Source organism: Caballeronia sp. dw_19 (assembly GCF_018449515.1).
In the GTDB taxonomy this organism is placed as follows: Bacteria; Pseudomonadota; Gammaproteobacteria; order Burkholderiales; family Burkholderiaceae; genus Caballeronia.
Genome location: NZ_JAAVUQ010000044.1, coordinates 1 through 26,849, shown reverse-complemented (window position 1 = coordinate 26,849; position 26,849 = coordinate 1). Strand labels below are relative to the sequence as shown.

Annotated in this window: 20 protein-coding genes; 10 read left to right on the top strand and 10 right to left on the bottom strand. The window is 61.1% G+C overall.

Annotated features, from left to right (window positions below; all coding sequences use genetic code 11):
• The first annotated feature begins 23 nt into the window (after nt 1-23).
• Together HB376_RS34975 and HB376_RS34970 are read left to right on the top strand one after the other, a co-directional pair.
• On the top strand, nt 24-1,010 hold the full coding sequence (locus HB376_RS34975; protein ID WP_213768275.1) for a folate-binding protein: 987 nt from the start codon (nt 24-26) through the stop codon (nt 1,008-1,010).
• 21 nt (nt 1,011-1,031) lie between these two features.
• Complete coding sequence (locus tag HB376_RS34970; RefSeq protein ID WP_213768274.1) at nt 1,032-1,883, top strand: NRDE family protein; 852 nt, start codon at nt 1,032-1,034, stop codon at nt 1,881-1,883.
• Nucleotides 1,884-1,933: 50 nt separating this feature from the next.
• Here the strand turns inward: HB376_RS34970 and HB376_RS34965 are convergent, their stop codons facing one another.
• From HB376_RS34965 to HB376_RS34925, 9 genes are all read right to left on the bottom strand, one after another.
• Nucleotides 1,934-2,899, bottom strand: coding sequence for an alpha/beta hydrolase (locus HB376_RS34965; protein ID WP_213768273.1), 966 nt, complete (start codon nt 2,897-2,899; stop codon nt 1,934-1,936).
• An 87-nt stretch (nt 2,900-2,986) separates the two neighbouring features.
• Entirely contained in the window at nt 2,987-3,850 is an 864-nt protein-coding gene (locus tag HB376_RS34960; RefSeq protein ID WP_213768272.1) for an SDR family NAD(P)-dependent oxidoreductase, read from the bottom strand.
• A 34-nt stretch (nt 3,851-3,884) separates the two neighbouring features.
• The gene (locus HB376_RS34955) at nt 3,885-4,892 is read right to left on the bottom strand and encodes an NADP-dependent oxidoreductase (protein ID WP_213768271.1); all 1,008 of its coding nucleotides are present in this window, start codon (nt 4,890-4,892) and stop codon (nt 3,885-3,887) included.
• A 59-nt stretch (nt 4,893-4,951) separates the two neighbouring features.
• On the bottom strand, nt 4,952-5,416 hold the full coding sequence (locus tag HB376_RS34950) for a PaaI family thioesterase (RefSeq protein ID WP_213768270.1): 465 nt from the start codon (nt 5,414-5,416) through the stop codon (nt 4,952-4,954).
• Between the two features lie 4 nt (nt 5,417-5,420).
• The gene (locus tag HB376_RS34945; protein WP_255631742.1) at nt 5,421-5,723 is read right to left on the bottom strand and encodes a Dabb family protein; all 303 of its coding nucleotides are present in this window, start codon (nt 5,721-5,723) and stop codon (nt 5,421-5,423) included.
• Nucleotides 5,724-5,799: 76 nt separating this feature from the next.
• Entirely contained in the window at nt 5,800-6,978 is a 1,179-nt protein-coding gene (locus tag HB376_RS34940) for an acetyl-CoA C-acyltransferase (RefSeq protein WP_213768269.1), read from the bottom strand.
• A gap of 89 nt (nt 6,979-7,067) precedes the next feature.
• Nucleotides 7,068-7,694 carry a bifunctional nicotinamidase/pyrazinamidase gene (gene pncA, locus HB376_RS34935; protein ID WP_213768268.1) on the bottom strand — a complete coding sequence of 209 codons (627 nt, stop codon included), beginning with the start codon at nt 7,692-7,694 and terminating at the stop codon, nt 7,068-7,070.
• Nucleotides 7,695-7,728: 34 nt separating this feature from the next.
• Nucleotides 7,729-9,813, bottom strand: coding sequence for a 3-hydroxyacyl-CoA dehydrogenase NAD-binding domain-containing protein (locus HB376_RS34930; RefSeq protein WP_213768267.1), 2,085 nt, complete (start codon nt 9,811-9,813; stop codon nt 7,729-7,731).
• A 253-nt stretch (nt 9,814-10,066) separates the two neighbouring features.
• The gene (locus HB376_RS34925) at nt 10,067-11,725 is read right to left on the bottom strand and encodes a 3-(methylthio)propionyl-CoA ligase (protein WP_213768266.1); all 1,659 of its coding nucleotides are present in this window, start codon (nt 11,723-11,725) and stop codon (nt 10,067-10,069) included.
• Between the two features lie 166 nt (nt 11,726-11,891).
• Here HB376_RS34925 and HB376_RS34920 point away from each other — a divergent pair, with 166 nt between their 5' ends.
• The 5 genes from HB376_RS34920 to HB376_RS34900 all read left to right on the top strand — a co-directional run bounded on the left by HB376_RS34920 (nt 11,892) and on the right by HB376_RS34900 (nt 15,980).
• Nucleotides 11,892-13,478, top strand: coding sequence for a protein adenylyltransferase SelO (locus tag HB376_RS34920; protein WP_213768265.1), 1,587 nt, complete (start codon nt 11,892-11,894; stop codon nt 13,476-13,478).
• A gap of 86 nt (nt 13,479-13,564) precedes the next feature.
• Entirely contained in the window at nt 13,565-13,996 is a 432-nt protein-coding gene (gene msrB, locus HB376_RS34915; RefSeq protein ID WP_213768264.1) for a peptide-methionine (R)-S-oxide reductase MsrB, read from the top strand.
• A 233-nt stretch (nt 13,997-14,229) separates the two neighbouring features.
• Entirely contained in the window at nt 14,230-14,769 is a 540-nt protein-coding gene (locus HB376_RS34910; protein WP_213768263.1) for a septation protein A, read from the top strand.
• Nucleotides 14,766-15,089, top strand: a complete 324-nt coding sequence (locus tag HB376_RS34905) for a BolA family protein (protein WP_213768262.1) — start codon at nt 14,766-14,768, stop codon at nt 15,087-15,089. The genes HB376_RS34910 and HB376_RS34905 overlap by 4 nt, the downstream gene beginning before the upstream one ends.
• A 108-nt stretch (nt 15,090-15,197) precedes the next feature.
• A complete protein-coding gene (locus HB376_RS34900) occupies nt 15,198-15,980 on the top strand; it encodes a peptidylprolyl isomerase (protein ID WP_213768261.1) in 783 nt (260 codons plus the stop codon).
• Between the two features lie 1,140 nt (nt 15,981-17,120).
• Here the strand turns inward: HB376_RS34900 and purL are convergent.
• Complete coding sequence (purL, locus tag HB376_RS34895; protein WP_213768260.1) at nt 17,121-21,179, bottom strand: phosphoribosylformylglycinamidine synthase; 4,059 nt, start codon at nt 21,177-21,179, stop codon at nt 17,121-17,123.
• Between the two features lie 473 nt (nt 21,180-21,652).
• Between purL and HB376_RS34890 the strand changes: the two genes are divergently transcribed.
• The 3 genes from HB376_RS34890 (at nt 21,653) to pgi (ending at nt 26,667) form a co-directional block, all read left to right on the top strand.
• Nucleotides 21,653-22,957: an FAD-dependent oxidoreductase gene (locus HB376_RS34890; RefSeq protein ID WP_213768259.1), complete on the top strand. Its 1,305-nt coding sequence runs from the start codon at nt 21,653-21,655 to the stop codon at nt 22,955-22,957.
• A 175-nt stretch (nt 22,958-23,132) separates the two neighbouring features.
• A complete protein-coding gene (locus tag HB376_RS34885; RefSeq protein ID WP_213768258.1) occupies nt 23,133-24,740 on the top strand; it encodes an NAD(P)H-hydrate dehydratase in 1,608 nt (535 codons plus the stop codon).
• Nucleotides 24,741-25,041: 301 nt separating this feature from the next.
• Nucleotides 25,042-26,667: a glucose-6-phosphate isomerase gene (pgi, locus tag HB376_RS34880; RefSeq protein ID WP_213768257.1), complete on the top strand. Its 1,626-nt coding sequence runs from the start codon at nt 25,042-25,044 to the stop codon at nt 26,665-26,667.
• Nucleotides 26,668-26,849: the final 182 nt, after the last annotated feature.

Below are 26,849 nucleotides of genomic sequence, written 5' to 3'. Positions count from 1 at the left end.
TCGCACCCGTCAAAGTCAGGTTCATGAATTCCCCGACCGTCTCATCGCTTTCATCTCCTTTCGACGCCGTCCTTCACGCCGGCGTGTTCGTGCCGCTGACGCAGTTCGGCATTATCGATACAACCGGCGACGACGCCGCTGCTTTTCTTCATACGCAATTGACGAGCGACGTCCAGCACCTGGACGCGTCAAGCGCGCGACTGGCCGGTTATTGCTCGCCGAAAGGCCGCTTGCTGGCGTCGTTTTTGATGTGGCGAAGCGGTGAAGCCGTGCGCCTGATGATCGCCGCCGACATACAGGCGTCGGTGCAAAAACGCTTGTCGATGTTCGTGATGCGCGCGAAAGCCAAGCTCGCCGATGCCACACCGTCGCTCGCCGCGGTCGGTTTTGCCGGCGATGTCCGCAAGACGCTGTCCCATCTCTTCGACGCCATGCCCGACGGCGTACATGTGAAGGTAGACGGTCCGCTTGGCTCGCTGATCCGCGTGCCCGATGCCGCCGGCCGGCCGCGCTTCCTGTGGGTCGGCCCGAAGGCTGAAGTGGAAGCGCACCTCGCCGATATCGAAAAGCAGCTCGTGCGTGCCCCGGCCGAGTTATGGGACTGGCTCGACATTCACGCAGGCGAACCGCGCATCACGCAGCCGACTTCCGAGCAATTCGTCCCGCAGATGGTCAATTTCGACGTGCTCGGCGGCGTCAACTTCAAGAAGGGCTGTTATCCGGGGCAGGAAGTGGTGGCGCGCAGCCAGTATCGTGGCACGATCAAGCGCCGCACGTCGCTGGCCCATGCTGAAACCGCGAAGCCCGGCGACGAACTGTTCCACTCCGACGACCCCGGCCAGCCGTGCGGTCTCGTGGTCAATGTGGCGCCCGCGCCCGGCGGCGGCGTGGATGCGCTCGTGGAAATCAAGCTCGCGGCGCTTGAACAGGGTTCGGTACACGTCGGTGCGGCGGACGGTCCCGCGTTGAAATTCTCGCCGCTGCCCTATGCGCTGCCGAGCGAAGTCTGATTCATTGCGGACGGTTCGCTCATGTGCCTGATTGTCTTCGATTGGCAACCGCATTGGCAACCGGACGCGGCGTCGTCTGATGCTGAGCGCCCATTGCTCACGCTTGCGGCGAATCGCGACGAGTTTTTTCATCGTGAAACCGAGCCGTTGCACTGGTGGGAAAACGCCCCGGGGGTGCTCGCCGGACGCGATCTGACGGGCGGCGGAACCTGGCTCGGCGTCACGCGCGACGGCCGTTTTGCCGCGTTGACGAACTATCGGGCGCCGGCGGAAGTACGGCCTGACGCTCCGACTCGCGGTACTTTGGTCAGTGACTTTTTATCCGGCGCACCGGTCGCGCCGATGGCCTATCTGGACGCGATAGCCCGCGACGGGCATCGGTACAACGGGTTCAATCTGGTTGTCGGCGACTTCACGCGGCGCGAAATGGCCTGGTACGGCAATCGTGCCGATGCCCCGCCTTCCCTGCTTGACCCCGGTATTCACGGGTTGTCGAATAGTCTGCTCGATACTCCGTGGCCCAAGCTCGTCGCGCAACGCGATGCGCTGAGGGATCTGCTTCACGTCGATGAACGGCCGTCGCTGGACAGTCTGGTCGAGACCATGCGCAATCCCCAACTCGCCGATGACCATCTGCTGCCGTCCACCGGGCTCTCGCTTGAGCGCGAGCGCGTGTTGTCGGCGGCGTTTATTGAGTCAGAGGGTTATGGCACGCGCAGCACGACGGCGTTGCGCGTGGCCGCGGTTGACGGTAAGAGCGGTGATTTGACGGTGCAAATCAAGGAAATCAGCGACGACGATGGTTCGCATAACATCAAACGTCCCGGCGCGTTCGAACGAAGCGATGCGTTCACGATCGTGCGGGCGGCTTAGGATCGTTGCGTTCCGATTGCGCGCGTAAAGCTCCCTCCCGGCGCCGGGTTCTATCGCTCTGTGACTTCCATGTATCGACGCAATGCATCTGCCGCGTCCGCGTGCGCTTTCGCTACCTCCGGCACAAAACCGCCCATCTTGAAGAACTCGTGCGTCATGCCTTCGTAGCGAACCAGTTCGACCGGGACATGCGCTCTTTCGAGCTTGGCCGCATACGCTATGTCTTCGTCGAAGAGCGGATCGTGATCGGCTGCGGCGATCCATGCGGGGGCAACGCCGGTGAAATCCGGCACTGGCCCGCGTGCGTCCAGCGGGGCGAAACGCCAGTCGTCGCGGTCTTTATCGTCGCGTAGATACTGCGCGAAAAACCACTGAATGGTTTTCGCCGACAACACGAACCCCTCGCCGAATTGCGCATGCGATTGGGTATCCTGCCGCGCGCTTACGCCGGGATAAATCAGCAATTGGAGGCGCAGCGAGATGCCGGTATCGCGGGCGAGTAATGCGCCGACCGTCGCGAGCGTGCCGCCCGCGCTATCACCGCCGACCGCGAAACGCGCGCTGTCGAGGCCCAGCGGCGCCGCTTGCGCGTGAAGCCACGTGAGGGCGTCGAAGGCATCGTGCACGGCGGTTGGAAACTTGTGCTCGGGTGCGAGCCGGTAATCGACCGATGCCACCGCGCAACCGGAGTCAGCGGCGAGGCGTCGGCAGAGCGAGTCGTGGGTATCGATACTACCGACCACAAACCCACCGCCATGAAAGTAGACCAGCGTAGGCGCAGGGGCTGCCCAGTTGGGCTCGACCGGGTGATAAAGGCGTGCGCGGATGGACGCTTGATCACGCGTGGGGATGGTGAGCTCGTGGACGTCGAACATCGCGGCCGGCGCGATATCGAGAATCAACGCGCTGCGCTCGTACGAAGCGCGCGCGGCGGAAGCCGAAAGCGTGTGGAACGGCGGCCGCTTGGCCTTCGCGATGAGTTCGATGACCTGTGCAATGGCAGGATTCAGCGGCATGAGAGCAGGGAATGGGTGGGCGTTGGAAGCTCGCGATGATGACATAGAGCGGCGAATTCGGGGCGTCAGCTCGCCAATGCCCTCCTCCTACCCCTTCACCTCCGGCTTCAACGACAACGGATCGGTCGGATTGCGCAACTGCGCGACGTCATCGAAACGCAGTTGCACCGACGCCAGGATCTTCGGATGCGTCAGCACGTAAAACCGCCGGTCGCGCACCGCGTCGAAGGTCAGTTCCGCCACCTGTTTCGCGCTGAGCTTGCCGCTCTCCACCGCCTTCGTGAGTTGCTTACCGGCCATGCGCTGCGATGCCGTCAGCGGTTCGTCATTACGCAAGCCCTCGGGCCGCGCGCGCTCGGCGTTCGCAATGCCTGTCGGCACGAATGCCGGACACAGCAACGAACAATCCACCTGGCCGCCGACGATCTTCAAGTCGTGATACAGCGTCTCCGTCAACGCGACGACCGCGTGCTTCGATGCGTTATAGACGCCCATTCCCGGCGCCGACAGCAAGCCCGCCACCGACGCCGTGTTGACAATATGCGCCGGCTCTTGCTGCGCGAGCATCAACGGCGTGAACGCGCGCACGCCATTCGCCACGCCCATTACGTTGACGCCGAACACCCACGCCCAGTCGTTCGCGCTGCTTTCCCAGACGAAACCGCCCGTGCCGACACCCGCGTTATTGAAGAGCAGATGCACGGCGCAGTAGGTATCGATAGTCGTGCGTGCAAGCGCATCGACTTGCGTGGCATCGGCGACATCAGTGGGCACGCCGAGCGCTTCAGCGCCCAAACCGCGCGCGATTTCCACCGTTTCCGCGAGGCCTTTCACATCGACATCGGCGAGTACGAGCTTCATGCCCAGCGCCGCGCCCTTCAATGCAAACTCGCGGCCAAAACCGCTGCCGGCGCCCGTGATCACGGCCACTTTGCCGTCGAACTGATCCACTGCGTCTCCTTTCTCTCTTTTGGATTTCGAACGTTCAGATCAGCTTGACGAGCTGCTTGCCGAAGTTCTTGCCTTTGAGCAATCCGAGAAAAGCCTCCGGCGCATTTTCCAGGCCCTGCGCAATGGTCTCGCGATATTGCAGCTTCTTCTGCGCAACCAGCCCGCCGAGTTGCGCGAGCGCCTCGGGCCACACTTCCGGCGATTCGCTGACGATAAAACCCTGCACCTTCAAGCGCTGCGTGAGTAGCAGAGCAGGTTTTTTGAGCGGCATCGGCGAACCGTCGTAACTTGCGATCATCCCGCACAACGCAATCCGGCCGAACGCGTTCATCCGTGACAGAACCTCGTCCAGTATCTCGCCGCCGACATTTTCGAAGTAACCGTCGGCACCGTTGGGCAACGCCGCCTTGAGGTCGTCATGGAGGTTGCCGGCCTTGTAGTCGACGCATGCGTCGAAACCGAGCGTCTCGGTGACGTAGCGGCATTTGTCCGCCCCGCCCGCGATGCCCACCGCGCGGCAGCCCGCCGCTTTCGCCAACTGGCCGACGACGCTTCCCACCGCGCCGCTCGCCGCGCTGACCACAACCGTTTCACCCGCTTTCGGCGCGATGATCTTGTTGAGCCCAAGCCATGCGGTCACGCCGGGCATGCCGACCGGGCCGAGATAGGTTGAAAGCGGGATAAGGGTGTCGTCGACTTTACGCAGGCCCTTCCCATCCGACGTGCCGAATTCCTGCCAGCCGTATGCCCCGACCACTTTGTCGCCGATCGCAAACTTCGGATTCTTCGATTCCACCACTTCGCCCACGGTCCCGCCGATCATCACCTCGTTGAGCGGTTGCGATGCGGCGTACGACTTCGAGTCGTCCATACGGCCGCGCATGTACGGATCGAGCGAGAGGAAATGATTGCGCACGCGCAATTGCCCCTCGGCTAGCGGCGCAAGCGGAGTCTCGACGAGTTTGAAGTTATCGACGCTTGCCGCGCCTTGGGGGCGCGAAACGAGGAGGATCTGGCGATTGATTGAGTTGTGTTCTGACATCGTGATACTCCTGTGCGGTCCGGGGATAAATCAGGGGGCAACGTGCGCTAGTAACGGCGTCAGGCGTCGCTGGGACCGGGTGTGGCGGACGGATCTGAACGGATGCGTTGCTGCACGATGTCGCGGCCGACGGCGAGCTTGCGCATGTATTTGAAGGTGCCGAGCGCTTTTGCGACGAAATGGCCTTCGCTGTCTCGGATTTCGCCTTCGCAATACGCCATGGTGGTGGAGCGATGCAGCACGCGGGCAAACGCGCGGAGTTCACCGCGGCCCGGTTGCATGAAATTGACTTTCATTTCGACGGTGACCACGCCGATACCGTCGCCGGCGAGACTGCGCGCGGCCATCGCGAGGGCGACGTCGGCAAGCGTCATGGTCACGCCGCCATGTGCAATGCCCCAGGTGTTCATATGCGTGCCGGTCAGCGGCAACAGTACTTCGCTCGCGCCATCTTCGGCGGAGATGAGCTGCACGCCGAGCGAATCGACGAACGGGCTTTCAGGGAGTATGGAGAAATCGGTCATGGTCTCAGACTTCGTAATCGATGCATTGACGCGACTCACGTACCGCTGCAACGAAGTCCTTGATCGCCAGATGCTTCGGGTGGACCTGATAGGCTTGAAGGGCTTCGGGATTGTCGAAGTCGGAGACGAGGATCACGTCGCAGGTGGCCTCAAAACCGGGTTGCGCAACGCCTACTTCGAAGTGGCCTTGGCCCGAAACGATGCTGCGGCAGCTTTCGAGTTTGGCTTTCAGTTTGATGATGTTTTCAGCGCGAGTGCCGCCCTCGGCGCTTTCCTTCAACTTCCACATGACGATGTGACGTAGCAAGACAGGCTCCTGAATGTAGCGAATGATTTATGCCGATCGCCCAAGCGTATCAAAAACGCCGGGCGACCGGTCAAAATCACACTACTTCAAACAACCCGGCCGCGCCCTGCCCGCCGCCAATGCACATCGTCACCACGACAAACTTCGCGCCGCGCCGCTTGCCTTCGATCAACGCATGCCCCGTGAGCCGCGCGCCCGACACGCCGTATGGATGCCCCACCGCAATTGCGCCGCCGTTCACGTTCAGGCGGTCAGCCGGGATTCCCAACGTGTCGCGGCAATACAGCACCTGCACGGCGAACGCTTCGTTCAGTTCCCACAGGTCGATATCGCTGACCTTGAGGCCCGCTTTCTTCAACAGCTTGGGCACGGCGAACACGGGGCCAATACCCATTTCATCCGGCTCGCATCCGGCGACCGCAAACCCCCGGAAAATCCCCAGCGGCTTCAGCCCTTCTTTCTCTGCCAGCGTAGCGTTCATCACCACACATGCGGACGCGCCGTCGGAGAACTGGCTTGCATTGCCCGCCGTGACCACGCCGCCGGGCATCGCGGTGCGAATCTTCGATACCCCTTCGAGCGTCGTATCAGCGCGAATGCCTTCATCGGCGGACAGCGTGACTTCCTTCGTGAACATGCGGCCCGTGGCTTTATCGGCGACACCGGCCAGTACCGTGATAGGCGCGATTTCGTCATTGAACTTGCCTGCCGCTTGCGCCGCAGCGGCGCGCAATTGCGATTGCACGCCGTACTCGTCCTGCCGTTCTTTCGATATCTCGTAACGCTTGGCGACGTTCTCGGCCGTCTGCAGCATCGACCAGTAGATGGCGGGCCTGTGTTGTTTGAGCCAGCCATCGAAGAGCATGTGCTGGTTCATCTCGTTCTGCACGCACGAGATGGATTCCACGCCGCCGGCCACATAGACATCGCCCTCGCCAGCGATCACGCGTTGTGCCGCCAGCGCGATCGTCTGCAGCCCCGACGAGCAAAAGCGGTTCACGGTCATACCCGCCACGCTGACCGGCAAACCCGCGCGCAACGCAATCTGCCGCGCGATGTTCATGCCGGTCGCGCCTTCCGGATTCGCGCATCCCATGATCACGTCTTCCACACGCGCCGGGTCAATGCCCGCACGCGCCACGGCCGCTTGCGTGGCATGCCCGCCGAGCGTCGCGCCGTGGGTCATGTTGAATGCGCCGCGCCAGGATTTGGCGAGGCCCGTGCGTGCCGTCGATACGATTACCGCGTCAGTCATGCTTGTCTCCACTTCGAATACGAATAGTGTTGGTTCATTTGGCTAAACCCGGCGGCTTTTAAATTAAGCCCGCTAGTTCAACCTGCCGTTCAGCGTAGCAAGTCCGTCGATCCGATTCGCGATACACCCGCTGCCGTCATCTGCTCCCACGCGCGCGCAAGCGAGCCGTCGAGGTCGATCGCGCGACAGGCATCGTCGATAACGACCGCTTCGAAACCCGCGCTGCGTGCATCGAGCGCCGACCACGCGACGCAATAATCCGTCGCCAGCCCGCAGCAATAGACCCGCTTCGCGCCGACATCGCGGAGATAACCCGTGAGGCCCGTCGGCGTCGTGCGATCAGCCTCCATGAAGGCCGAATAACTATCGACGTCCACGTGATGACCCTTGCGGATCACCAGCCGCGCGTGCGGCACGTCCAGATCGCGATGCAGCGCCGCGCCGTCCGTGTCCTGCACACAATGGGTCGGCCACAAAACCTGCTGGCCATAGCTCAGCGTGGCCATGTCGAAAGGCGCGCGCCCCGCGTGATTCTCGGCGAAGGAAACGTGCTTCGCCGGATGCCAGTCCTGTGTCACCACCACATGCGAAAACGCACGCGCGAGGCGGTTGATCACGGGCACGACTTCATCGCCATGAGCGACCGGCAACGCGCCGCGAGGCATGAAATCATTCTGGACATCGATCACAAGCAGGACTTCGTCAGCGCCTTTCATCGCGAATCTCACCGGTTGTGTCTAGCTGTTGAATCTAGCTGTTAAAGCCGCGTCCTTCTGCGGCCAGTTCGGTCACGCGCGCCGCGGGCTTCCATGCATCGCCGTTGGCTTGGGCCCCATACTTGCGCATCGCGCGCTCGACGTTGTACAGGCCGACCGTATCCGCATACAGCATCGGTCCGCCGCGATACAGCGGGAAACCGTAACCGGTCAGGTAGACCATGTCGATGTCTGACGCCTTCGATGCAATCCCTTCTTCCAGGATCAGCGCACCTTCGTTCACGAGCGCGAACACCAGCCGTTCGACAATCTCATCGTCAGAAATCTTGCGGCGCGTGACGTCCTGTTCCTTCGAATACGCAACGATCATGTCGTCGACAATCTTCGACGGATGCGCCGTGCGGTCCCCTGCCTTGTAGTCGTACCACCCCGCACCGGTCTTCTGTCCGAAGCGCCCGGTCTCGCACAAGCGGTCCGCGATCTTCGAATACTTCAGATCGGGCTTCTCTTGATAACGCCGTTTGCGAATCGCCCAGCCAATGTCATTGCCCGCGAGGTCACTCATGCGGAACGGTCCCATCGCGAAGCCGAATTTTTCGATCGCGCGATCCACTTGCGCCGGCAACGCGCCTTCTTCGAGCATGAAAAGCGCCTGGCGAAGATACTGCTCGATCATCCGGTTGCCGATAAAACCATCGCAGACGCCCGACACCACGGCCGTCTTCTTGATTTTCTTCGCGAGTTGCATGACGGTGGCGAGCACGTCTTTCGATGTCTTCGCGCCGCGCACGACTTCCAGCAGCTTCATCACGTTGGCCGGGCTGAAGAAGTGCATGCCGACCACGTCTTCGGGACGTTTGGTGAACGCTGCAATCTTGTCGACATCGAGCGTAGACGTATTCGATGCCAGGATCGCACCCTTCTTCGCGACCTGATCGAGTTTCGAAAACACCTGCTCTTTCACGCCGAGTTCTTCGAACACCGCTTCGATGATCAGGTCGGCGTCCTTGAGGTCCTCATAGGCGAGCGTAGGCGTGATCAGCGCCATGCGTTCTTCCAGTTTCTCGGCAGTCAGACGGCCCTTTTTCACGGCGCTTTCGTAGTTCTTGCGGATAGTGGCAAGCCCACGGTCCAGCGCTTCCTGCTTCGTCTCCAGCAGCGTCACCGGCAGTCCCGCATTGACGAAATTCATGGCGATACCGCCGCCCATCGTCCCCGCGCCGATCACGCCAACGCGTTCGATCTTGCGCACGGGTGTGGACGAAGGCACGTCGGGAATCTTGCTCGCCGCGCGTTCGCCGAAGAAGGCGTGGCGCAGCGCATGGCTCTCGGGCGTTTGCACCAGCGCCACGAAACATTCGCGTTCGACGGCCAGGCCTTTATCGAAACCGAGCTTCACGCCGGCTTCCACTGCATCGATACATTTGAGCGGCGCCGGAAAGTTCTTCGCCAGCGGCGTGACGCCGTTACGTGCGAACTGGATAAACCCTTCAGCGTTCAGATGCTCGATCTTGCGATCGCGAACCTTCGGATGCGGGCCGCTTTGCGCGCCCACTTTTTGCGCGAATTTGACGGCTTCGTCGAGCAGATCGCCTTGCGCCATGTGATCGAATAAACCAGTTCCGGCCAATTTCTCCGACATCACCGGCGCGCCCGACACAATCATGTTCAGCGCCGTTTCCAGGCCGACCGCGCGCGGCAAGCGCTGCGTGCCGCCTGCGCCCGGCAGGATGCCGAGCTTGACTTCGGGCAACGCGATCTGCGCCCCCGCCGACGCCACCCGATAATGCGCGCCCAGCGCCAGTTCGAGTCCGCCGCCCATTGCCACGCTGTGGATTGCGGCCACGACAGGCTTTGTGCTGCCTTCAACGGCCTTGATGACCGTGTGCAGCGTGGGTTCCTGGGTCGCCTTGGGCGTGTTGAATTCGGTGATATCGGCGCCGCCGGAAAACGCCTTGCCCGCGCCGATGATCACGATCGCGCTGACGGACGCGTCCGCCTGCGCTTTTTCAACGCCCTCGACAAGCCCAAGCCGGGTGGAAAACCCGAGGCCATTCACCGGCGGATTGTTCAGCGTAATAACGGCGATGCCGTCGCGAGTCGTGTAGTCCACTGCCATTTGTCTACCTCCATTCGATGCCTGCCGATAGTCAGATTCTCCGGGAAACTCCCGGAAAGCGCTGATTACCGTGTCGCTGGGATTGTGAGTTACCCCGAGAAGAATACACAAAAAAGAACGCTCGTTCAATTTCGTTATTTTGGGATGGAGATAAACTTCGAAGAGCTTCGAAGGGTCGAGCGAAGAAAACCGGGCTGCGCGCCGGCAGCCCGGTAAAGCGAAAAAGCCCGGAAACTAAGATTCAGACAAAAACTCAAACCACTTTTTCATCAACCGTCGGCAGCACATGCTCCCTATACAACTCTCTTAGCCGAAGCTTCTGCAGCTTTCCCGTAGCCGTATGCGGGAGTTCATCGGCGAAAACAACATCGTCCGGTTTCCACCACTTCGCCACCTTGCCGTCGTAGAACGCGAGCAGTTCCTCCCGCGTGACGGTTGCGCCCGGACGCAGCACGACCACCACCAGCGGCCGCTCCGTCCACTTCGGATGTGAGCACGCAATACACGCCGCTTCCGCCACCTGCGGATGCGACATCATCACGTTCTCCAGGTCGATCGAACTGATCCATTCGCCGCCCGACTTGATCACGTCCTTGCTGCGATCGGTGATGTGCATGAAACCATCGGCGTCGATAGTCGCGACATCGCCGGTCGGAAACCAGCCGTCGATCAGCGGCGAAACCTCCTTGCGGAAATACCGGTCGATTACCCATGGCCCGCGCACATGCAGATCGCCGAACGACGTGCCGTCCCAAGGGAGTTCCTGGCCGTCATCGCCGACAACTTTCATGTCCACGCCAAACATCACGTGACCCTGCTTTTCGCGCAGATGCCGCTGCTCGTCCGGCGAGCGTTGCTGCTGCTTCCAGGTGAGCTTGGCAAGCGTGCCGAGCGGCGACATCTCCGTCATGCCCCACGCGTGAATCACCTCCACGCCATAGTCGTCCTCGAAGCTGCGCAGCATGGCCGGCGGACAGGCCGAGCCGCCAATCACCGTGCGTTTGAGCGTATTGAAGCGCACGCCAGCCTGCTTCATGTAGTTCAACAAGCCGAGCCAGACCGTCGGTACGCCTGCCGAAAACGTCACGCCTTCGGCTTCCATGAGTTCGTAGAGCGCTTTGCCATCGAGATAATTGCCGGGCAGCACGAGCTTTGCGCCGACCAGCGGCGCGGCGTGCGGAATGCCCCACGCGTTGACGTGGAACATGGGCACAACGGGCAGGATTGCATCGCGGGCGGAACAGCCCATGGCGTCAGGCAGCGACGCCGCAAACGCATGCAACACCGTCGATCGATGCGTGTAAAGCGCGCCCTTCGGATTGCCGGTCGTGCCCGATGTGTAGCAAAGAAACGATGCCGAGCGTTCGTCGAGGACTGGCCACGCGTAGTCGCCATCGCATTTGCCGATCAGCGTTTCATAGCTGAGCGCGGGCGTGGCCATATCGGCGAGATGGGTGCTGATGCAGGTCTCGTCGCCGAGCGCAATCCAGCCCTTCACGTTCGGGCACTGCGGCGCGATGATGTCGACGAGCGTGGCGAACGTCATGTCGAACGCGACGTATTCGTCGTCGGCGTGATTGACGATGAACGCCACCTGATCGGGGAAAAGCCGCGGGTTGATGGTGTGACAGACGGCGCCCATGCCGGTCACGCCGTAATAACATTCCAGATGGCGATATCCGTTCCACGCCAATGTGCCAACGCGTTCGCCCGGTTGCACACCCAGCCCGATCAGCGCCTGCGACAGTTCTTTCGCGCGTTTTTCGCAATCGCGCCAGGTGTAGCGATGAATGTCGCCTTCAATGCGGCGCGAGACAATCTCGGTATCGCCGAAATGGCGTGCAGCGTGGGATAACAACGATGAAGCGAGCAGCGGTACATCCATCATCTGGCCGAAAAGCGGCGACGTCATGGGCGAGTTCCTCACAAGTCCGGATGCACGGTTTTTGATGCCTGATCTACTACCTGGACTAATACCTTAATTTGGTGTCGCAGCCAATGTGAGAGCGGCCCGGCGCGGGCTTGTGCAGCGGCGCGAGCGCGGATTTACAATATCGGTTAATCATGAGGTGCTCAATATGTCGTTTTCCCCAAGCAGCACCGCGGCAGTTGCCGAACCCGCAAGCCTTGCTCCCGTGGATTCACTGCTTGCATCGATCGAAACCGATAGGCCGGATGCGTTCGTTTCACTCGGCTCCGCCTTTCTCACCCGCCTGCCCGCTGCGCCGTTGCCGGACCCTTATCTGGTGGGCATTTCCGCCGATACCGCCGCGCAACTCGGTTTCAACGCCGCCGACGCGCAAGATCCCGCGTTCGCCGAGCCGTTTGCAGCGCTTTTAGCGGGCAATCCCACGCGGGAATGGCCGGCGGAGAAGTTGCCGTATGCATCGGTGTATTCGGGGCACCAGTTCGGCGTGTGGGCCGGCCAGCTTGGCGATGGCCGCGCGATCGGCCTGGGCGAGATTGAACACAATGGCAAGCGTTTCGAGTTGCAGCTAAAAGGCGCGGGGCGTACGCCGTATTCACGGATGGGCGACGGACGGGCGGTACTGCGGTCATCGATACGCGAATATTTGTGCTCCGAAGCCATGCACCATCTCGGCATTCCGACCACGCGGGCGCTGTGCGTCATCGGATCGGACCAGCCGGTGCGACGCGAAACAATGGAAACGGCCGCCGTTGTGACGCGGGTCGCGCCGAGTTTCGTGCGTTTTGGCCACCTCGAGCACTTCTACACGAACGATCGGCTCGATGAACTGAAAAAGCTCACCGATCACGTGATCGACCGGTTCTATCCGCAGTGCCGCGAAGCCGACGATCCCGCTCTGGCGCTCCTGCAGGAAATCACGCACCGCACCGCTGACTTGATGGCGGATTGGCAAGCCGTCGGGTTTTGCCATGGCGTGATGAACACGGACAACATGTCGATTCTTGGGCTGACGATCGATTACGGCCCGTTTGGCTTTATCGATGGATTCAACGCGAATCACATCTGCAATCACTCGGATTCGCAGGGTCGGTACGCTTATAAAATGCAGCCGCAGATTGGCTACTGGAATCTGTTTTGCCTTGCGCAAGCGCTGGTGCCGCTGTTCGGTCAGCAATATGACAACGACACTCGCAACCACAAAGTGATCGAAGACGCGCAGCGCGTGCTGGAAGGGTTCAAGGACCGGTTTGCGCCCGCGCTCGAGCGCCGTATGCGCGCGAAACTTGGACTGGCTGAGATTCGCGAAGGCGACGATAAACTTGCCAGCCTCCTGTTCGACGTGATGAACGCCAATCGCGCCGATTTCACGCTGACGTTTCGAAACCTGGCCAAAATGCGCAAGGCGGACGCTTCTGGCGACGCGCCCGTGCGTGACCTGTTCCTCGATCGCGCCGCTTTCGATGTCTGGGCGAACGACTACCGGTTGCGCTTGTCGGAGGAAACACGGAGCGACGAAGCGCGGGCAAGCGCGATGAACGCCGCGAACCCAAAGTATGTCTTACGCAATCATCTGGCCGAGAACGCCATCCGCCTGGCGAAGGAGAAGGATTTTTCTGAAGTTGAACGGTTGGCACAGGTGCTGCGCCATCCCTTCGATGAACAACCTGAATTTGAAGCGTATGCCGGCCTGCCGCCCGACTGGGCGAGTGATCTGGAAGTCAGTTGCTCTTCCTGAAATAGCCCCCAAATGAATGAGCCGAAACTAGCCGCCCAAACGAGCCGCCTTGTTGGGCGCCGCTAAAGATCTGGAGATAGAGAACCATGAACCGAGACGATCTCACGAAAGACCCTGTTGACCCCGTTGCTCCGCTGCAGAAGGACGACGCCGCGTATCGAAAGGAATTGACCGATATCCAGTACCAGGTGACGCGCCACGCCGCCACCGAACGCCCGTTTACCGGCGAATACTGGGATCACACGGAGCGCGGTGTGTATGACTGCGTATGCTGCGGCACGCCGCTGTTCGAGTCGGATACGAAATTCGATGCCGGTTGCGGCTGGCCGAGCTATTTCAAGCCGATCAACGGCGAAGTCATCAACGAAAAGACCGATCGTGCGCACGGCATGCTGCGCATTGAAGTGCAATGCAAGAACTGCGGCGCGCATTTGGGCCACGTCTTCGAAGACGGTCCCGCGCCGACGGGCTTGCGCTACTGCATCAACTCGGCTGCGCTACAATTCGAACCCAAGTAAGCGCGTCGGGCGATGCTGGCCAGTGAGTCTGCGAGTCGATGTTGCCGCGGCGAGCACCCTCGCCGCGCGTTTTCAAACACGGCTGACTTACAGCCAGATGATTGAGGCCAGATAAGGCCAAATGCGGCTGACTGCGGCTATTCACTCGCCAGGCGTCGTGCTGTGCCGGTAGCGAACCGGTGACGCGCGGCGCGTGCGCGCTTTCAAATTGATGCCCTCCACGTCCCTACGACATGAAATTTCTGTTCGATCTATTTCCGATCCTCCTCTTCTTCGTCGCATTCAAGATCTGGGGCATCTACACCGCCACCGCTGTAGCAATTGTCGCCACGCTTGTGCAAATTGCGTGGGTCGCGTTCCGGCATCGCAAGGTCGATCCCATGCTGTGGGTGAGCCTGGGTGTGGTGGTCGTATTCGGCGGCGCGACGCTCGTGCTGCACAACGATACGTTCATCAAGTGGAAACCCACCGCGCTTTACTGGCTTTTTGCCGGCGCGCTGATCGTGTCGCAGCTCGCTTTCGGGAAGAATCTCATTGAAGCAATGATGGGCAAGCAGATTGTTTTGCCGCATCGTGTGTGGGGTCAGTTGAACCTTGCCTGGGCCGTGTTTTTCGCGATTCTCGGCGTGGTCAATCTGTTCGTGGCGTTCAACTACACCACCGATCAATGGGTCAACTTCAAGCTGTTCGGCGCGACCGGGTGTTTGCTGGTGTTTATCGTGGCTCAGAGTTTGTGGCTCGCGAAGTATATGAAAGAGGACGAAGGGAAATGAGCGACCCCGGTTTTATCGAGAACTTCGTCAATGCGTCGGCCGAAGGCAAGATCACTTATCTCGAAGCGCGGCTTAATGCGGCGCTTGAGGCTTCGTCGGTGCATATAGACGATGACAGCGCCGCGCATGCGGGCCATGTCGGAGCCTCGGCGGGGAGTCACTATACGGTTACCATCGTGGCGGCCCGATTCGCCGGGAAGCCACGCGTGGCGCGGCACCGGCTGGTGTATGATGCGCTGGCCGACGAGCTGCGGCAGGGTATTCATGCGCTTGCCATCAAGGCTTTTACACCCGAAGAGTTTGCAGACCAGTTCGAGTGACCCCTAGTAACTTAACTGTCCTTTAGAACTGTCCTTCAGTTCAGTTTTGCTTTCAGTCAACAGATTTCAGCCAAGATTCCCAGCCCTCGTTCTGATCAGGAACTATTGATGATTTTAAAAAATCCCCGTATCTGGGTGTTGCTGGCCGCGTTCGCGGCGGCGCCCGTGTTTGCTCAGAACATTGCCGTGGTGAACGGCACGCCGATTCCGAAATCCCGTGTCGATGCGCTGGTCGCGCAACTCGTTCAGCAGGGTCAGCAGGACACGCCGCAATTGCAGGCGGCCGTGCGTCAAGAGCTGGTGAATCGCGAGATCTTGATGCAGGAAGCGATGCGACGCGGTATTGCCACGCGTCCCGACGTGAAGGCGCAGATTGCCGTTGCTCAGCAGACGGTGGTCTTGCGTGCGTTGATTGAAGATTTCGTGAAGAACAATCCGCCGACCGATGCCGAGATCAAGGCTCGGTATGACGACATGGTCAAGCAGGTTGGCGGCGGCAAGGAATATCACCTGCACCATATTCTCGTCGACAACGAAGCTCAGGCTAAGGACTTGATTGCGAAGATCAAGGCTGGCGCGAGTTTTGAAGATCTGGCGAAGCAGTATTCGAAGGATCCGGGATCGGGCAAGAATGGCGGCGATCTGGACTGGTCAAGCCCGCAGGCGTATGTGCCGGAGTTTGGCGCGGCGGCTGAGAAGTTGAAGAAGGGCGAGATGACCGATGAGCCGGTGAAGACGCAATTCGGCTGGCACATCATTCGGTTGGACGACATTCGCGATGTCGCGCCGCCGCCGTTGGAGCAGGTCAAGGACCAGATTGCGAAGCAGATTCAGCAGGAAAAGCTGCAGGCTTTTGAAGAGGGTTTGCAGAAGAAGGCTGTAATCAAGTAGGGGGTGCTCGCGCCGGTGGACCGGAGGGGTGGGTTTGCTGGCGCGGGTTGGTCGTTAGGGTTTGGTCGGGGTTGATGGTGGGTTGGTCGGTTCTGGGGTTAGTGGTCGGGGTTTATGCCGGGTTGGTCTGTTCTGGGGCTAGCGGTCGGGGTCTATGCCGGGTTGCTGCTTTCGGCCTTAGTGGTCTGCGAGAGTCGGATTTTCTCTTTATCACTATTAGCCACTGTGCGTGGCGGCACGTCATTTCTTTGTCCAAAGCGACAAAGAAACGAAGCAAAGAAAACGCTTTAACCGCTCTACCCTAAGTGTCCACAGCGTGCAGTTTCCATTCATGGGTGCCCCAAAAGCACGGTGCTCGCCAGAGCGACGGATGTGTGAACCCCTCCTTCTCCGAACACCGATACCCACACGCTTCGCCACCAGTGATTGAACCTGCCCAAGGAGCACCCCGCGCTATCCGCGGACAACCTACCTCCAAATAGGTATGGACACCGAACCACATCACCAATTCACCAAAAGCCCCGGGGTCTTGGATGCGTGAGGCAGTGAGTCATAAAAATGACGCCTCAGGTCGAGTAGTTGACCCACGAAGAACCGCAGAAGCAAATACGCGTTAGTCCGGGCTGGTTCCTGGGCAAATCGTGCTCGAGAGCACGGACGGTAACGCGTTTTCATATGAAAGCACGACGTTACGAGTACGCGTGAGGCCGTGCGAGTCGCTTGGCAAATATGCTTGCCCGAGAGCACTGGTGGCGAAGCGTGTTCATGTCAGGATTCGCGAGAAGGAGGGGTTCAAACATCGGTGGCTCTGGCGAGCACCGTGCTTTTGGGGCACCCATGAATCAAAACTGCACGCTGTGGACACTTAGGGTAGCGTGGTTTAAAAGCGTTTTCTTTGCTTCGTTTCTTTGTCGCTTTGGACAAAGAAATGACGTGCCGCCACGCACAGTGGCTAACAATGATAAAGAGAAAATCCGAGTCACGCAGACCACCACGGCCGAAAGCACCAACCCGGCATAAACCCCGACCACTAACCCCAGAACCGATCAACCCAGCATCAACCCCGACCACCCCCAAAACCTAACGACCAATCCGCGCCAGCAAACCCACCTTGCGGTCCACCGGCGCGAGCGACCCCTCTCACCCTACCCAGCGCCGCGCATTCTGAAACACGCGCAACCACGGACTCGCGTCCCCAGTCCAATCCCCTGGCGTCCAACTCATCTGCACGTTCCTGTGTACCCGCTCCATATGCGGCATCAGCACCGTAAAACGTCCATCCGGCGTCGTCACCGACGTAATCCCATCCGGCGAACCATTCGGATTCAACGGATAACGCTCGGTCGCAGCGCCCTGGTGATCGACGAAACGCATGGCCACTAAAGCGTTCGCTACGTCGCCCTGCTGCGAGAAATCAGCAAAGCCTTCGCCGTGCGCAACGGCCACCGGAATCCGCGAACCTTCCATTCCAGCGAAGAATATCGACGGCGAGCCTTGTATCTCAACCGATGCAAACCGCGCCTCGAATTGCTCCGATTTGTTCCGCGTAAACTTCGGCCATGCCTCCGCGCCAGGGATCATCGAAGCGAGGCTGCTCATCATCTGGCATCCATTGCAAATGCCCAGCGCAAAGGTATCCGTGCGACCGAAGAACTCCGCAAACATATCAGCCAGACGCGGATTGAAACGAATCGTCTTGGCCCAGCCCTCGCCCGCACCCAGCACGTCCCCGTAAGAGAAACCACCGCACGCAACCGCACCTGCGAAGTCCGCAAGCGTGACTCGCCCTTCCAGCAAATCGCTCATGTGAACGTCGTGGGTGTCGAACCCCGAACGGTCGAACGCGTAAGCCGTTTCCAGATGCGAATTGACACCCTGCTCTCGCAAGATAGCGACACGCGGACGCGCCCCCTTGCTGACAAACGGAGCCGACACATCCTGCGTCGGATCAAAAGTCAAAACCGGCGAAATGCCCGGATCAGCAGGATCGAGCAACGCGTCGTATTCGGCATCGGCGCAAGCCGGGTTATCGCGTAACCGCGCGATGCGCCAGCTCACTTCGCTCCACGCACGCTGCAACTCATGCCGCGGAGCTTCATAGATTTTCTTTGCATCGCGATAAATTTCGATCGTGTCACGCTCGTTCGGCTTGCCGATCACTTCGCTGCAACCAAACAGCCCGTGTTCGCGCAACACAGCCAGCACGGCATCGCGATCCGCCAGAGGCACCTGGATCACACCGCCCAATTCTTCGGCGAACAACGCGCGAATGGTCCGGTCCTCACGACGGCCGCTGGTCTGCTTCGCCCAGTCCTTGGCATCGCCGTAATCGGATTCATGGTTGGGATCGAGGATCAGCATGTCAACATTCAGCGACACCCCCACGTGCCCCGCAAACGCCATTTCGCAGACAGTGGCCCAGAGGCCGCCATCGGAACGGTCGTGATACGCGAGCAACTTGCCAGCAGCATTGAGCGACTGGATCGCGTTGAAGAACCGCTTCAGGTCCTCGGCATCATCGACGTCAGGAACCGTATCGCCAATCTGCTGCGTCACTTGCGCCAGAATGCTGCCGCCAAGACGATTCTTCCCACGGCCCAGGTCGATCGAGATCAGCACCGTATCCGTGCCACGCTGCAATTGCGGCGTGAGTTGGCGGCGTACATCTTCAACCGGCGCAAACGCCGAAATGATCAGCGACACCGGCGACACGACTTCCTTCGCTACGCCCGCCTCGTCCTGCCACTTGGTGCGCATCGACAGTGAATCCTTGCCGACAGGAATACTGATGCCCAGCGCCGGGCACAACTCCATGCCAATAGCCTTCACGGTGTCAAACAGCGCCGCGTCTTCGCCAGGACTGCCGCACGCGGCCATCCAGTTAGCGGACAGCTTCAGCTTGCTCAACGATTCGATTGGCGCCGACGCAATGTTCGTCACCGCTTCGCCCACTGCCATGCGGCCGGATGCGGGTGCATCGATCACGGCAAGCGGCGTGCGCTCGGCAATGGTCATTGCTTCGCCACGGAAGCCCGCGTAATCCATGGTCGTGATCGCGCAATCGGCGACGGGCACTTGCCACGGGCCGACCATCTGATCGCGCGCCGTCGTGCCGCCCACCGAGCGGTCACCGATGGTGATCAAAAACGATTTGCTCGCGACCGTCGGATGCTTGAGCACGCTCACCGCGATCTCGGACAAAACCATACCGGTCACATCGACCGGCTCGAACGTCAAGACCTCGCGCTTCACGTCGCGATGCATCTTCGGCGTCTTGCCCAGCAGGACTTCCATGGGCATATCGACGGGTTCGAGCTTTTGATCCGCGCTCTTCAAGTCGTCGATCAACTGCAACTGGCGTTCTTCCGTCGCAACGCCCACCACCGCGACCGGGCAGCGTTCACGCGTGCAGATCGCTTCGAAGGCCGGCAGGCTTTCCGGCGCGATAGCCAGAACGTAGCGTTCCTGCGCTTCGTTCGACCAGATTTCGCGCGGCGACAAACCCGATTCCTCAAGCTGCACGCGACGCAATTCGAAACGCGCGCCCTTGTCCGCGCCATCAACGAGTTCAGGGAACGCATTCGATAACCCGCCCGCGCCCACGTCGTGGATGCTCAGGATCGGGTTCTCGGCGCCCAACTGCCAGCACGCATTGATGACTTCCTGCGCGCGCCGCTGGATTTCGGGGTTGCCGCGCTGGACGGAATCGAAGTCGAGTTGCGCGGTGTTCGCGCCGGTCGCCATGGAACTCGCCGCGCCGCCGCCCATGCCGATCCGCATGCCCGGACCGCCGATCTGAATCAGCAACGACCCCGCCGGCAAATCCATCTTGTGCGTGTGCTGATCCGAGATATTGCCGATCCCGCCCGCGATCATGATCGGCTTGTGATAACCCCGCACGCGCCCCGCAGCGTTCTGCTCATATGCGCGGAAATAGCCGCCCAGGTTGGGCCGGCCGAATTCGTTGTTGAACGCGGCCGCGCCGATGGGGCCATCGATCATGATCTGCAACGGCGATGCAATCCGTTCCGGCTTGCCGTACGGCTCATGCGTATCCGATGGATTGCGCTGCGGCACCGGCACGGCGCTGTCGCGGGCGTTTTCCCACGGCTGGCGTGCGTCGGGCAAGTCCAGGTTCGATACCGTGAAACCCGCCAGGCCCGCTTTCGGGCGCGCACCGCGGCCCGTCGCGCCTTCATCGCGGATCTCGCCGCCGGAGCCGGTTGCCGCGCCGGCGAAAGGCGAAATGGCGGTCGGGTGGTTATGCGTCTCGACCTTCATCAACGTGTGCGTCAACTCGGTGTGACGGCCGTAATGTTCGTTCGAACCACGCGGGAACCAACGCTCGGCCGTGCCGCCTTCCATGATCGCCGAGTTGTCCGAATACGCGACGATCGTGCCGGCATGGTTCAGCTTCTCGGTGTTGCGGATCATGTTGAAAAGCGAGATGTCCTGCGGCTCGCCGTCAATGGTCCACTGCCCGTTGAAAATCTTGTGACGGCAATGTTCGCTGTTGGCCTGAGCGAACATCATCAACTCGACGTCGGTCGGATTGCGCTCCAACTGCTTGAACGAATCAACGAGATAGTCGATTTCATCGTCCGCCAGCGCGAGACCCAGTTCCGCGTTCGCCGTTTCCAGCGCGCCGCGGCCATGGCCGAGGATGTCGACGGCTTGCAGCGGCTGCGCCGGCAGTTCGTCGAAGAGATGCAGTGCGTGATCCCGCGACGGCGCCACGCTTTCGGTCATCCGGTCATGCAGCGCGGCTGTAACTGCTGCGCGCTCCTGCTCGCCCAACGCCTTCTTGCCGCCGATGCCGCTGCCGAGCAAGCCGCTTTTCAGGATCACCGTATATTCGATGCCCCGCTCGATCCGGCGAACCTGCGTGAGCCCGCAGTGATGCGCAATATCTGTCGCCTTGCTCGCCCACGGCGAAACGGTGCCGAATCGCGGCACGACCATGAAGGTCTCTTGCGCGCCACGCTCGGTGCTGGCCTCGAACGGCGCGCCGTAGTGCATCAGTGCGTGGATGCGGTTGCTGTCTTCATCGGAGAGCGGATCGACCGAGTTCACGAAATGCAGATACTGGCCGCGCACGCCGACAATTGCCGGGTCGATGCGCGTCAATGTTTCGAGCAGGCGGGTTTGACGGAAATCGGAGAGGGCCGAAGCGCCGGGGAAACACGAGAAGTGGGCCATTGTCACGGTGCTTAAAGGACGTCGAATTCGCCAAGGCAGACGTCGAGACGATAGACGTCGGAGCCGGTTGCGGCAGTGCCGCAACCGGCGGTGGGAAGTCCCGGATTATAACCCGGAAGTGTCTCGAAAACGGACCCGGGGCCAAGCCGTGAAACGGCCTGACGGCACACCCGCAATCTCTGAAATATGCCCGGAACGTTTTTGAGACGATCCGGCGACGCACTTCAGGACCCTTGCCACGCAAGGGTTTTCAGCCGTCGACCCGGCCACCGGCGCCGCTGTGCCACGCCTCTTGGCGTCCCGCCGATGCCCGTTTGGCGCTATGATGGCGCGCTTTCCCCGACCGGCGTTTGGTCGCACAAACGCCGGCTCGCCTCTCTCACGAGAATCCCGGCGAATCCCGGGCGCCCCGACACAGTTGGGCGCCGGCTCGTGAACCAGTCTGGTCTTGCGCCTTCGGGCGAGAATGAATCATGGATGTCATCGTCATCGGCGGCGGAATCGCCGGCATCGCCACCGCGTATCAATTGCGTGCAAACGGCCACCGCGTCTGCGTGGTCGAGCGCCATGCCACCGTTGCGCAGGGTGCAACCTACGGCCACGGCGGCTCCGTGCTGCCCTCGCCGCTCGACGTGTGGTTCGGACCAACGTTCATGCAGACACGTCGCTCGGCCAAAACCGGCATTGTGTACAAACCCGGCTTCAATTCCGATACCCGCGCGTTCGCCAAGCAACTCGCGCGGCTCAAGGACCCGGCGCTTTTCAAAGGTCAGTACGTTGCTTTGCGACCGCTGGTGGATATTTCGCGCGACCTGATAGCGGATATCGACTCCCGGTATTCCCTCGATTACGAACAGCGCACCGGCGTGCTGCACGTGTTCCGTCATGAACGCGATCTCGAACTGGCGCAATCCGCGATCGCCCTGCTGCAGCGCTTCGAGACACCGTATCGCCTGCTGACGCCCGAGGAATGCGTAGCGGCGGAGCCTTCCATTCCCGATGATCCGCCGCTTGCGGGCGGCGTATTGCTGGGCGATGCCCACACCGCCAATTGCCCGTTGTTCACCAAGCTGCTGAAGCAGGTGCTGGAAGACAACGGCGTGCAATTCCAGCTCGGCCGCGAAGTAACGGCCATTCGCGCCGATGCCCAGCGTGCCGCCGTGGAACTCGGACCGCGCGCGGGCGAAATGGACGGCAAGGGCCGCAAGTCTCGCGACGTGGAACTGATCGGCGCCGACGCCATCGTGGTCGCGGCCGGTACCGGCACGCCGGCCTTGCTGGCCACGCTGGGAATCACGCTGCCGCTGCATCCGCTGCGCCTGCACACGCTGACCGCGCCGATTGCTTACGAAGAGCGTGCGCCTCACATTACGGTGGTCGATTCGGTGAAACGCATCACGATGACACGGATCAACCAGCGCATGCGTGTGACCGGCGGCGCGGTGCTTGAGAGCGCGGCAAAAGCGCACAAGCCGATGAACGAAAGTATGACGCGGCGCGCCCTCGCGCTGCTCGGCCAGGCGACGCACGACTGGATTCCGGGCGCGGCGAAGGTATCGGCGGCACGGGCTTGGGATGGCATCCGGCTGGTGTCGCCCGATGGCTTGCCCGTTGTAAGCCCGACCGGGCACGCCCGTTTGTTCATCAACGCGGCGCACGGGCCGGCGGGCTGGGGTATCGCTTGCGGAGCGGCCAAGGTTGTGGCGGCGATGGTTTCCGGAATCACGCCCGACGTGCCTCTTGAAACGGTGCGCGCGCTGCGGATGAACCGGTTTTAGGAAGGGTTGAGCGTTATCCGGCTTGGGTCCCGGGGCGGCCAAAACGCTAGCGAAGTGGAAGAGCGAACTGCCTTTTTCGCGGACGTAATGCACTTTACGGATCCCCGGCCGGCGTTTGTGGTCATTTGGGCGCAATAATTGCGATGAGCTAACGCACTCCTCCAACGCTGGCGCCATGACCGACTCCGACTTCTCCACCGTCTCAAACACCCCTCAGCCGCCCTACGTCGAGCCGCGCGATCACGCGCTGGCGCTGCTGACACTCGGCGAACTACGCACGCTGGAAAGCCGCGCGGCGGCCGCCCTTCCCCCGAATACATTGATGGCGCGCGCCGGCGCTGCCGCGGCGCAATTTGTCATCGATCAGAACCGGCATGCGCCGCATCTTGCCGCCCTGCCAGTCTGGATCGTGGCCGGGCCGGGCAATAATGGCGGCGATGCACTCGTGATGGCCGCCCGCTTGCGGCGCGCCGGTATAGACGTCGAAGTCTGCATGCCGGTGGAAGTCAAACCCGACGATGCACGCTGGGCGCTGGCCGAAGCCAGGCAAGCGGGCGTGAAGATCACCACCGAATCCCCCCCATCCTTCGATACCTTCGGCTGGCTCATCGACGGCATGTTCGGCATCGGTCTCGGACGGCCGCTGGAAGGCGTGTTCGCGGATCTCGCCGCGCGCCTGTCACGGCGCTCGAAGGCGAGCGGCGGCGTGCTTGCGCTGGATATCGCGAGCGGGCTGTCGAGCGACACGGGTGAGCCCGTCAGCCGCAGCGCCGACGGTCGTGCGCAGGCAGTGCGGGCCACGCACACCATCACGTTTATCGGCGCGAAGCCGGGCCATTTCACCGGCGATGGCCGCGACCTCACGGGCAAGCTTTATATCGCCGATCTGGGTATCGCCGATCTGGGCGTCAAGCCGCCGCTTGAACCCTCTGTCGTGCTGAACGCGCCATCGCTGTTCGGCTCGCACTTGCCGCCCCGCGATTTCTCGACCAACAAGGGCACCTTCGGCACGCTGGCCGTGCTCGGCGGCGACACCGGCATGTGCGGCGCGCCGATCCTGGCCGCGCGCATGGCGTTGTACGGAGGCGCGGGCAAGGTCAACGTGGCGTTCATCGGCACTGATTCTCCGCCTTATGACCCGCCCCATCCGGAACTGATGCTGCACCACGTCGACCAGATCTCACTCGACAAGATGAACGCGCTCGCGGTCGGCTGCGGCATGGGCCAGAGCGAGCGCGCGAAAAAGGTGCTCGTCGATGTCCTCGCACTCGATGTCCCCAAGCTCTTCGATGCCGACGCGCTCAACCTGATTTCATCGGATGAAAAGCTGGCTGCCAAGATCGCCGAACGGGGCGCTCGCGGGGACCCGTGCATATTGACGCCGCATCCGCTGGAAGCTGCGCGCTTGCTCGGATCGGAGGTAAAAAAGGTGCAAGCCGATCGCATCGCTGCCGCGCGGCAACTGGCGGCGCGTTTCGCGGCTGTCGCTGTGCTGAAAGGCACCGGCACGATCGTCGCTTCGCCCGATGGGCGCGTGTCGGTGAACCCCACCGGCAATGCCGCGCTCGCCACCGGCGGGACCGGCGACGTGCTGGGCGGGTTGATCGGCGCGTTTCTCGCGCAGCGCTTGCCGGCTTATGAGGCGGCGCTTGCCGGGGTTTATCTGCACGGGCTGGCCGCTGAAGAGTTGACCGGCGAAGGCGAAGGGCCAGCAGGATTAACCGCGGGCGAGCTGGCGCCGAAAGTGCGCAGTTTGCTCAACCGGCTTTTTTACGCGACGTGATCAGGCTAACGTGCTCGAGGTGCGAGTACGTCGGCGAGTCCGTCCGTGGCGCCGTTTGCCGAGCGGCGTTTATCCGTGCGATACGTACGCGAGGCCACCTGTATCGCTGCTCGCCTCGCGGCGTTTATCCATGACGAACGAAACATGAAGCCATGGCCGATGCGCTTATCGTCCATGCAAGCAATCATTCATCCATCGTGGCTATACTTGTTGACTCGCGCGTAAGGGGTTCGAGATAGACCCTCATCGGACCCCGCGCGATGATCAGTACTTCCCGTCACCCTCTGATAAACGGACCGTTATGACGCTCAATTCGCTCCCTGCCTGGCCGGCGCTCCAGACGCATTACGATGCCATCCGTGACGAGCGCCTGCGCGACTGGTTCGCGCCGCAAAACGACACAACGCCGTCCCGCGCCGAGCGCCTGACTTTTGACGGCGGCGGCATCTCCATCGATTTCTCGAAGAACCGGATTACCGAAGCCACGCTCAAGCTGCTGGTCGAACTCGCGCAGCAGGCCAAGGTCGCTGAAAAGCGCGACGCCGTGTTTGCCGGCGATATCGTCAACGTCACGGAACATCGCGCGGTGCTGCATACGGCCTTGCGTTCCATCGACGACAACTCCCCGTTCCAGAAAGAAATCCGCGCTGAAAAAGCCAAGATGGCCGCATTCGCCAACAAGGTTCGCGACGGTTCCTGGACCGGCTACACCGGCAAGCCGATTCGCCATGTGGTGAACATCGGGATTGGCGGCTCGGATCTCGGGCCGAAGATGGTCGTGCATGCATTGCAGCACCTGGCAAAGCCCGGTCTGGACACGCATTTTGTCTCGAACGTCGATGGCGCAGATATCTACAACGTGCTCAAGGGCATCGACGCTGAAGAGACGCTGGCTATTGTTGTGTCCAAGACCTTCACCACGCTCGAAACCATGACCAACGCGCGCTCCATGCGCGAGTGGTTCGTGAAAAGCGGCTGCCCGGAAGAAGCGTTGTCGAAGCATTTCGTGGGGGTATCGGCGAATCCTGAGGAAGTGGTCAAGTTCGGCATTGCGAAGGAAAACGTCTTCGAGATGTGGGACTGGGTCGGCGGCCGTTATTCGCTATGGTCCACGGTTGGCTTATCGATCGTGATCTCGGTCGGTCCGGAGAATTTCGAAAAGCTGCTGGCCGGCGCGCATGCGATGGACGAGCATTTCCGTACCGCGCCGTTCGAACGCAATTTGCCCGTGCTGATGGGCATGATCGGCATTTGGTATCGCGACTTCTTCGAGTCGCAAAGCGTGATGGTCGCGCCGTATTCGCAAGCCATGCGCTACCTGTCTTCGTATCTCCAGCAACTTGAGATGGAGAGCAACGGCAAGTCGGCGCGTCTCGACGGCACCATGGTCGATTACCCGACCGCCGCCGTGATCTGGGGCGAGCCCGGCACGAATGGTCAGCATGCGTTCTACCAGATGCTGCATCAGGGTCCGACGTTGATCCCGGTCGACTTTATCGCCGTGCTGACGCCGGAACATCCGCTGATCGATCATCACGCGAAGCTGCTGGCAAACTGCTTTGCGCAAAGCGAAGCGCTGATGCTCGGGCGTACGCTGGAAGAAGCGAAGAAGGTCGCGGGACAGGGCAAGGAAGAACTTGCCACTCACCTGAGCTTTCCTGGCAATCGGCCGACCACCACGATCATTCTTGATGCTCTCACGCCCGAGACATTGGGCGCGGTCATCGCGCTGTACGAGCACAAGGTGCTGGTGCAAGGCGCGGTGTGGGACATCAACTCGTTCGATCAGTGGGGCGTCGAGCTGGGCAAGATCCTCGGCAAGGTGGTGGAAGCCGATATCACCAGTGACAAGGCTGATCCAGCCAAGCACGATTCGTCGACATCGGCGTTGATTGCGCGTGCGCAGGCCGCGTTGAAGGGGCTGTAAGCGATTTATGCTGGAGGATGTCTCGCGGTTTCTGCTGGTGGGGGGGCGCGAGATGTCTTTCGTTCGCACTTGGGGTTTTGGGGGGCTTTCGGTGTTAGTGGTCGGGGTCATTGCCGGGTTGCTGCTTTCGGCGTTAGCGGTCTGCGAGAGTCGGATTTTCTCTTTATCACTGTTAGCCACTG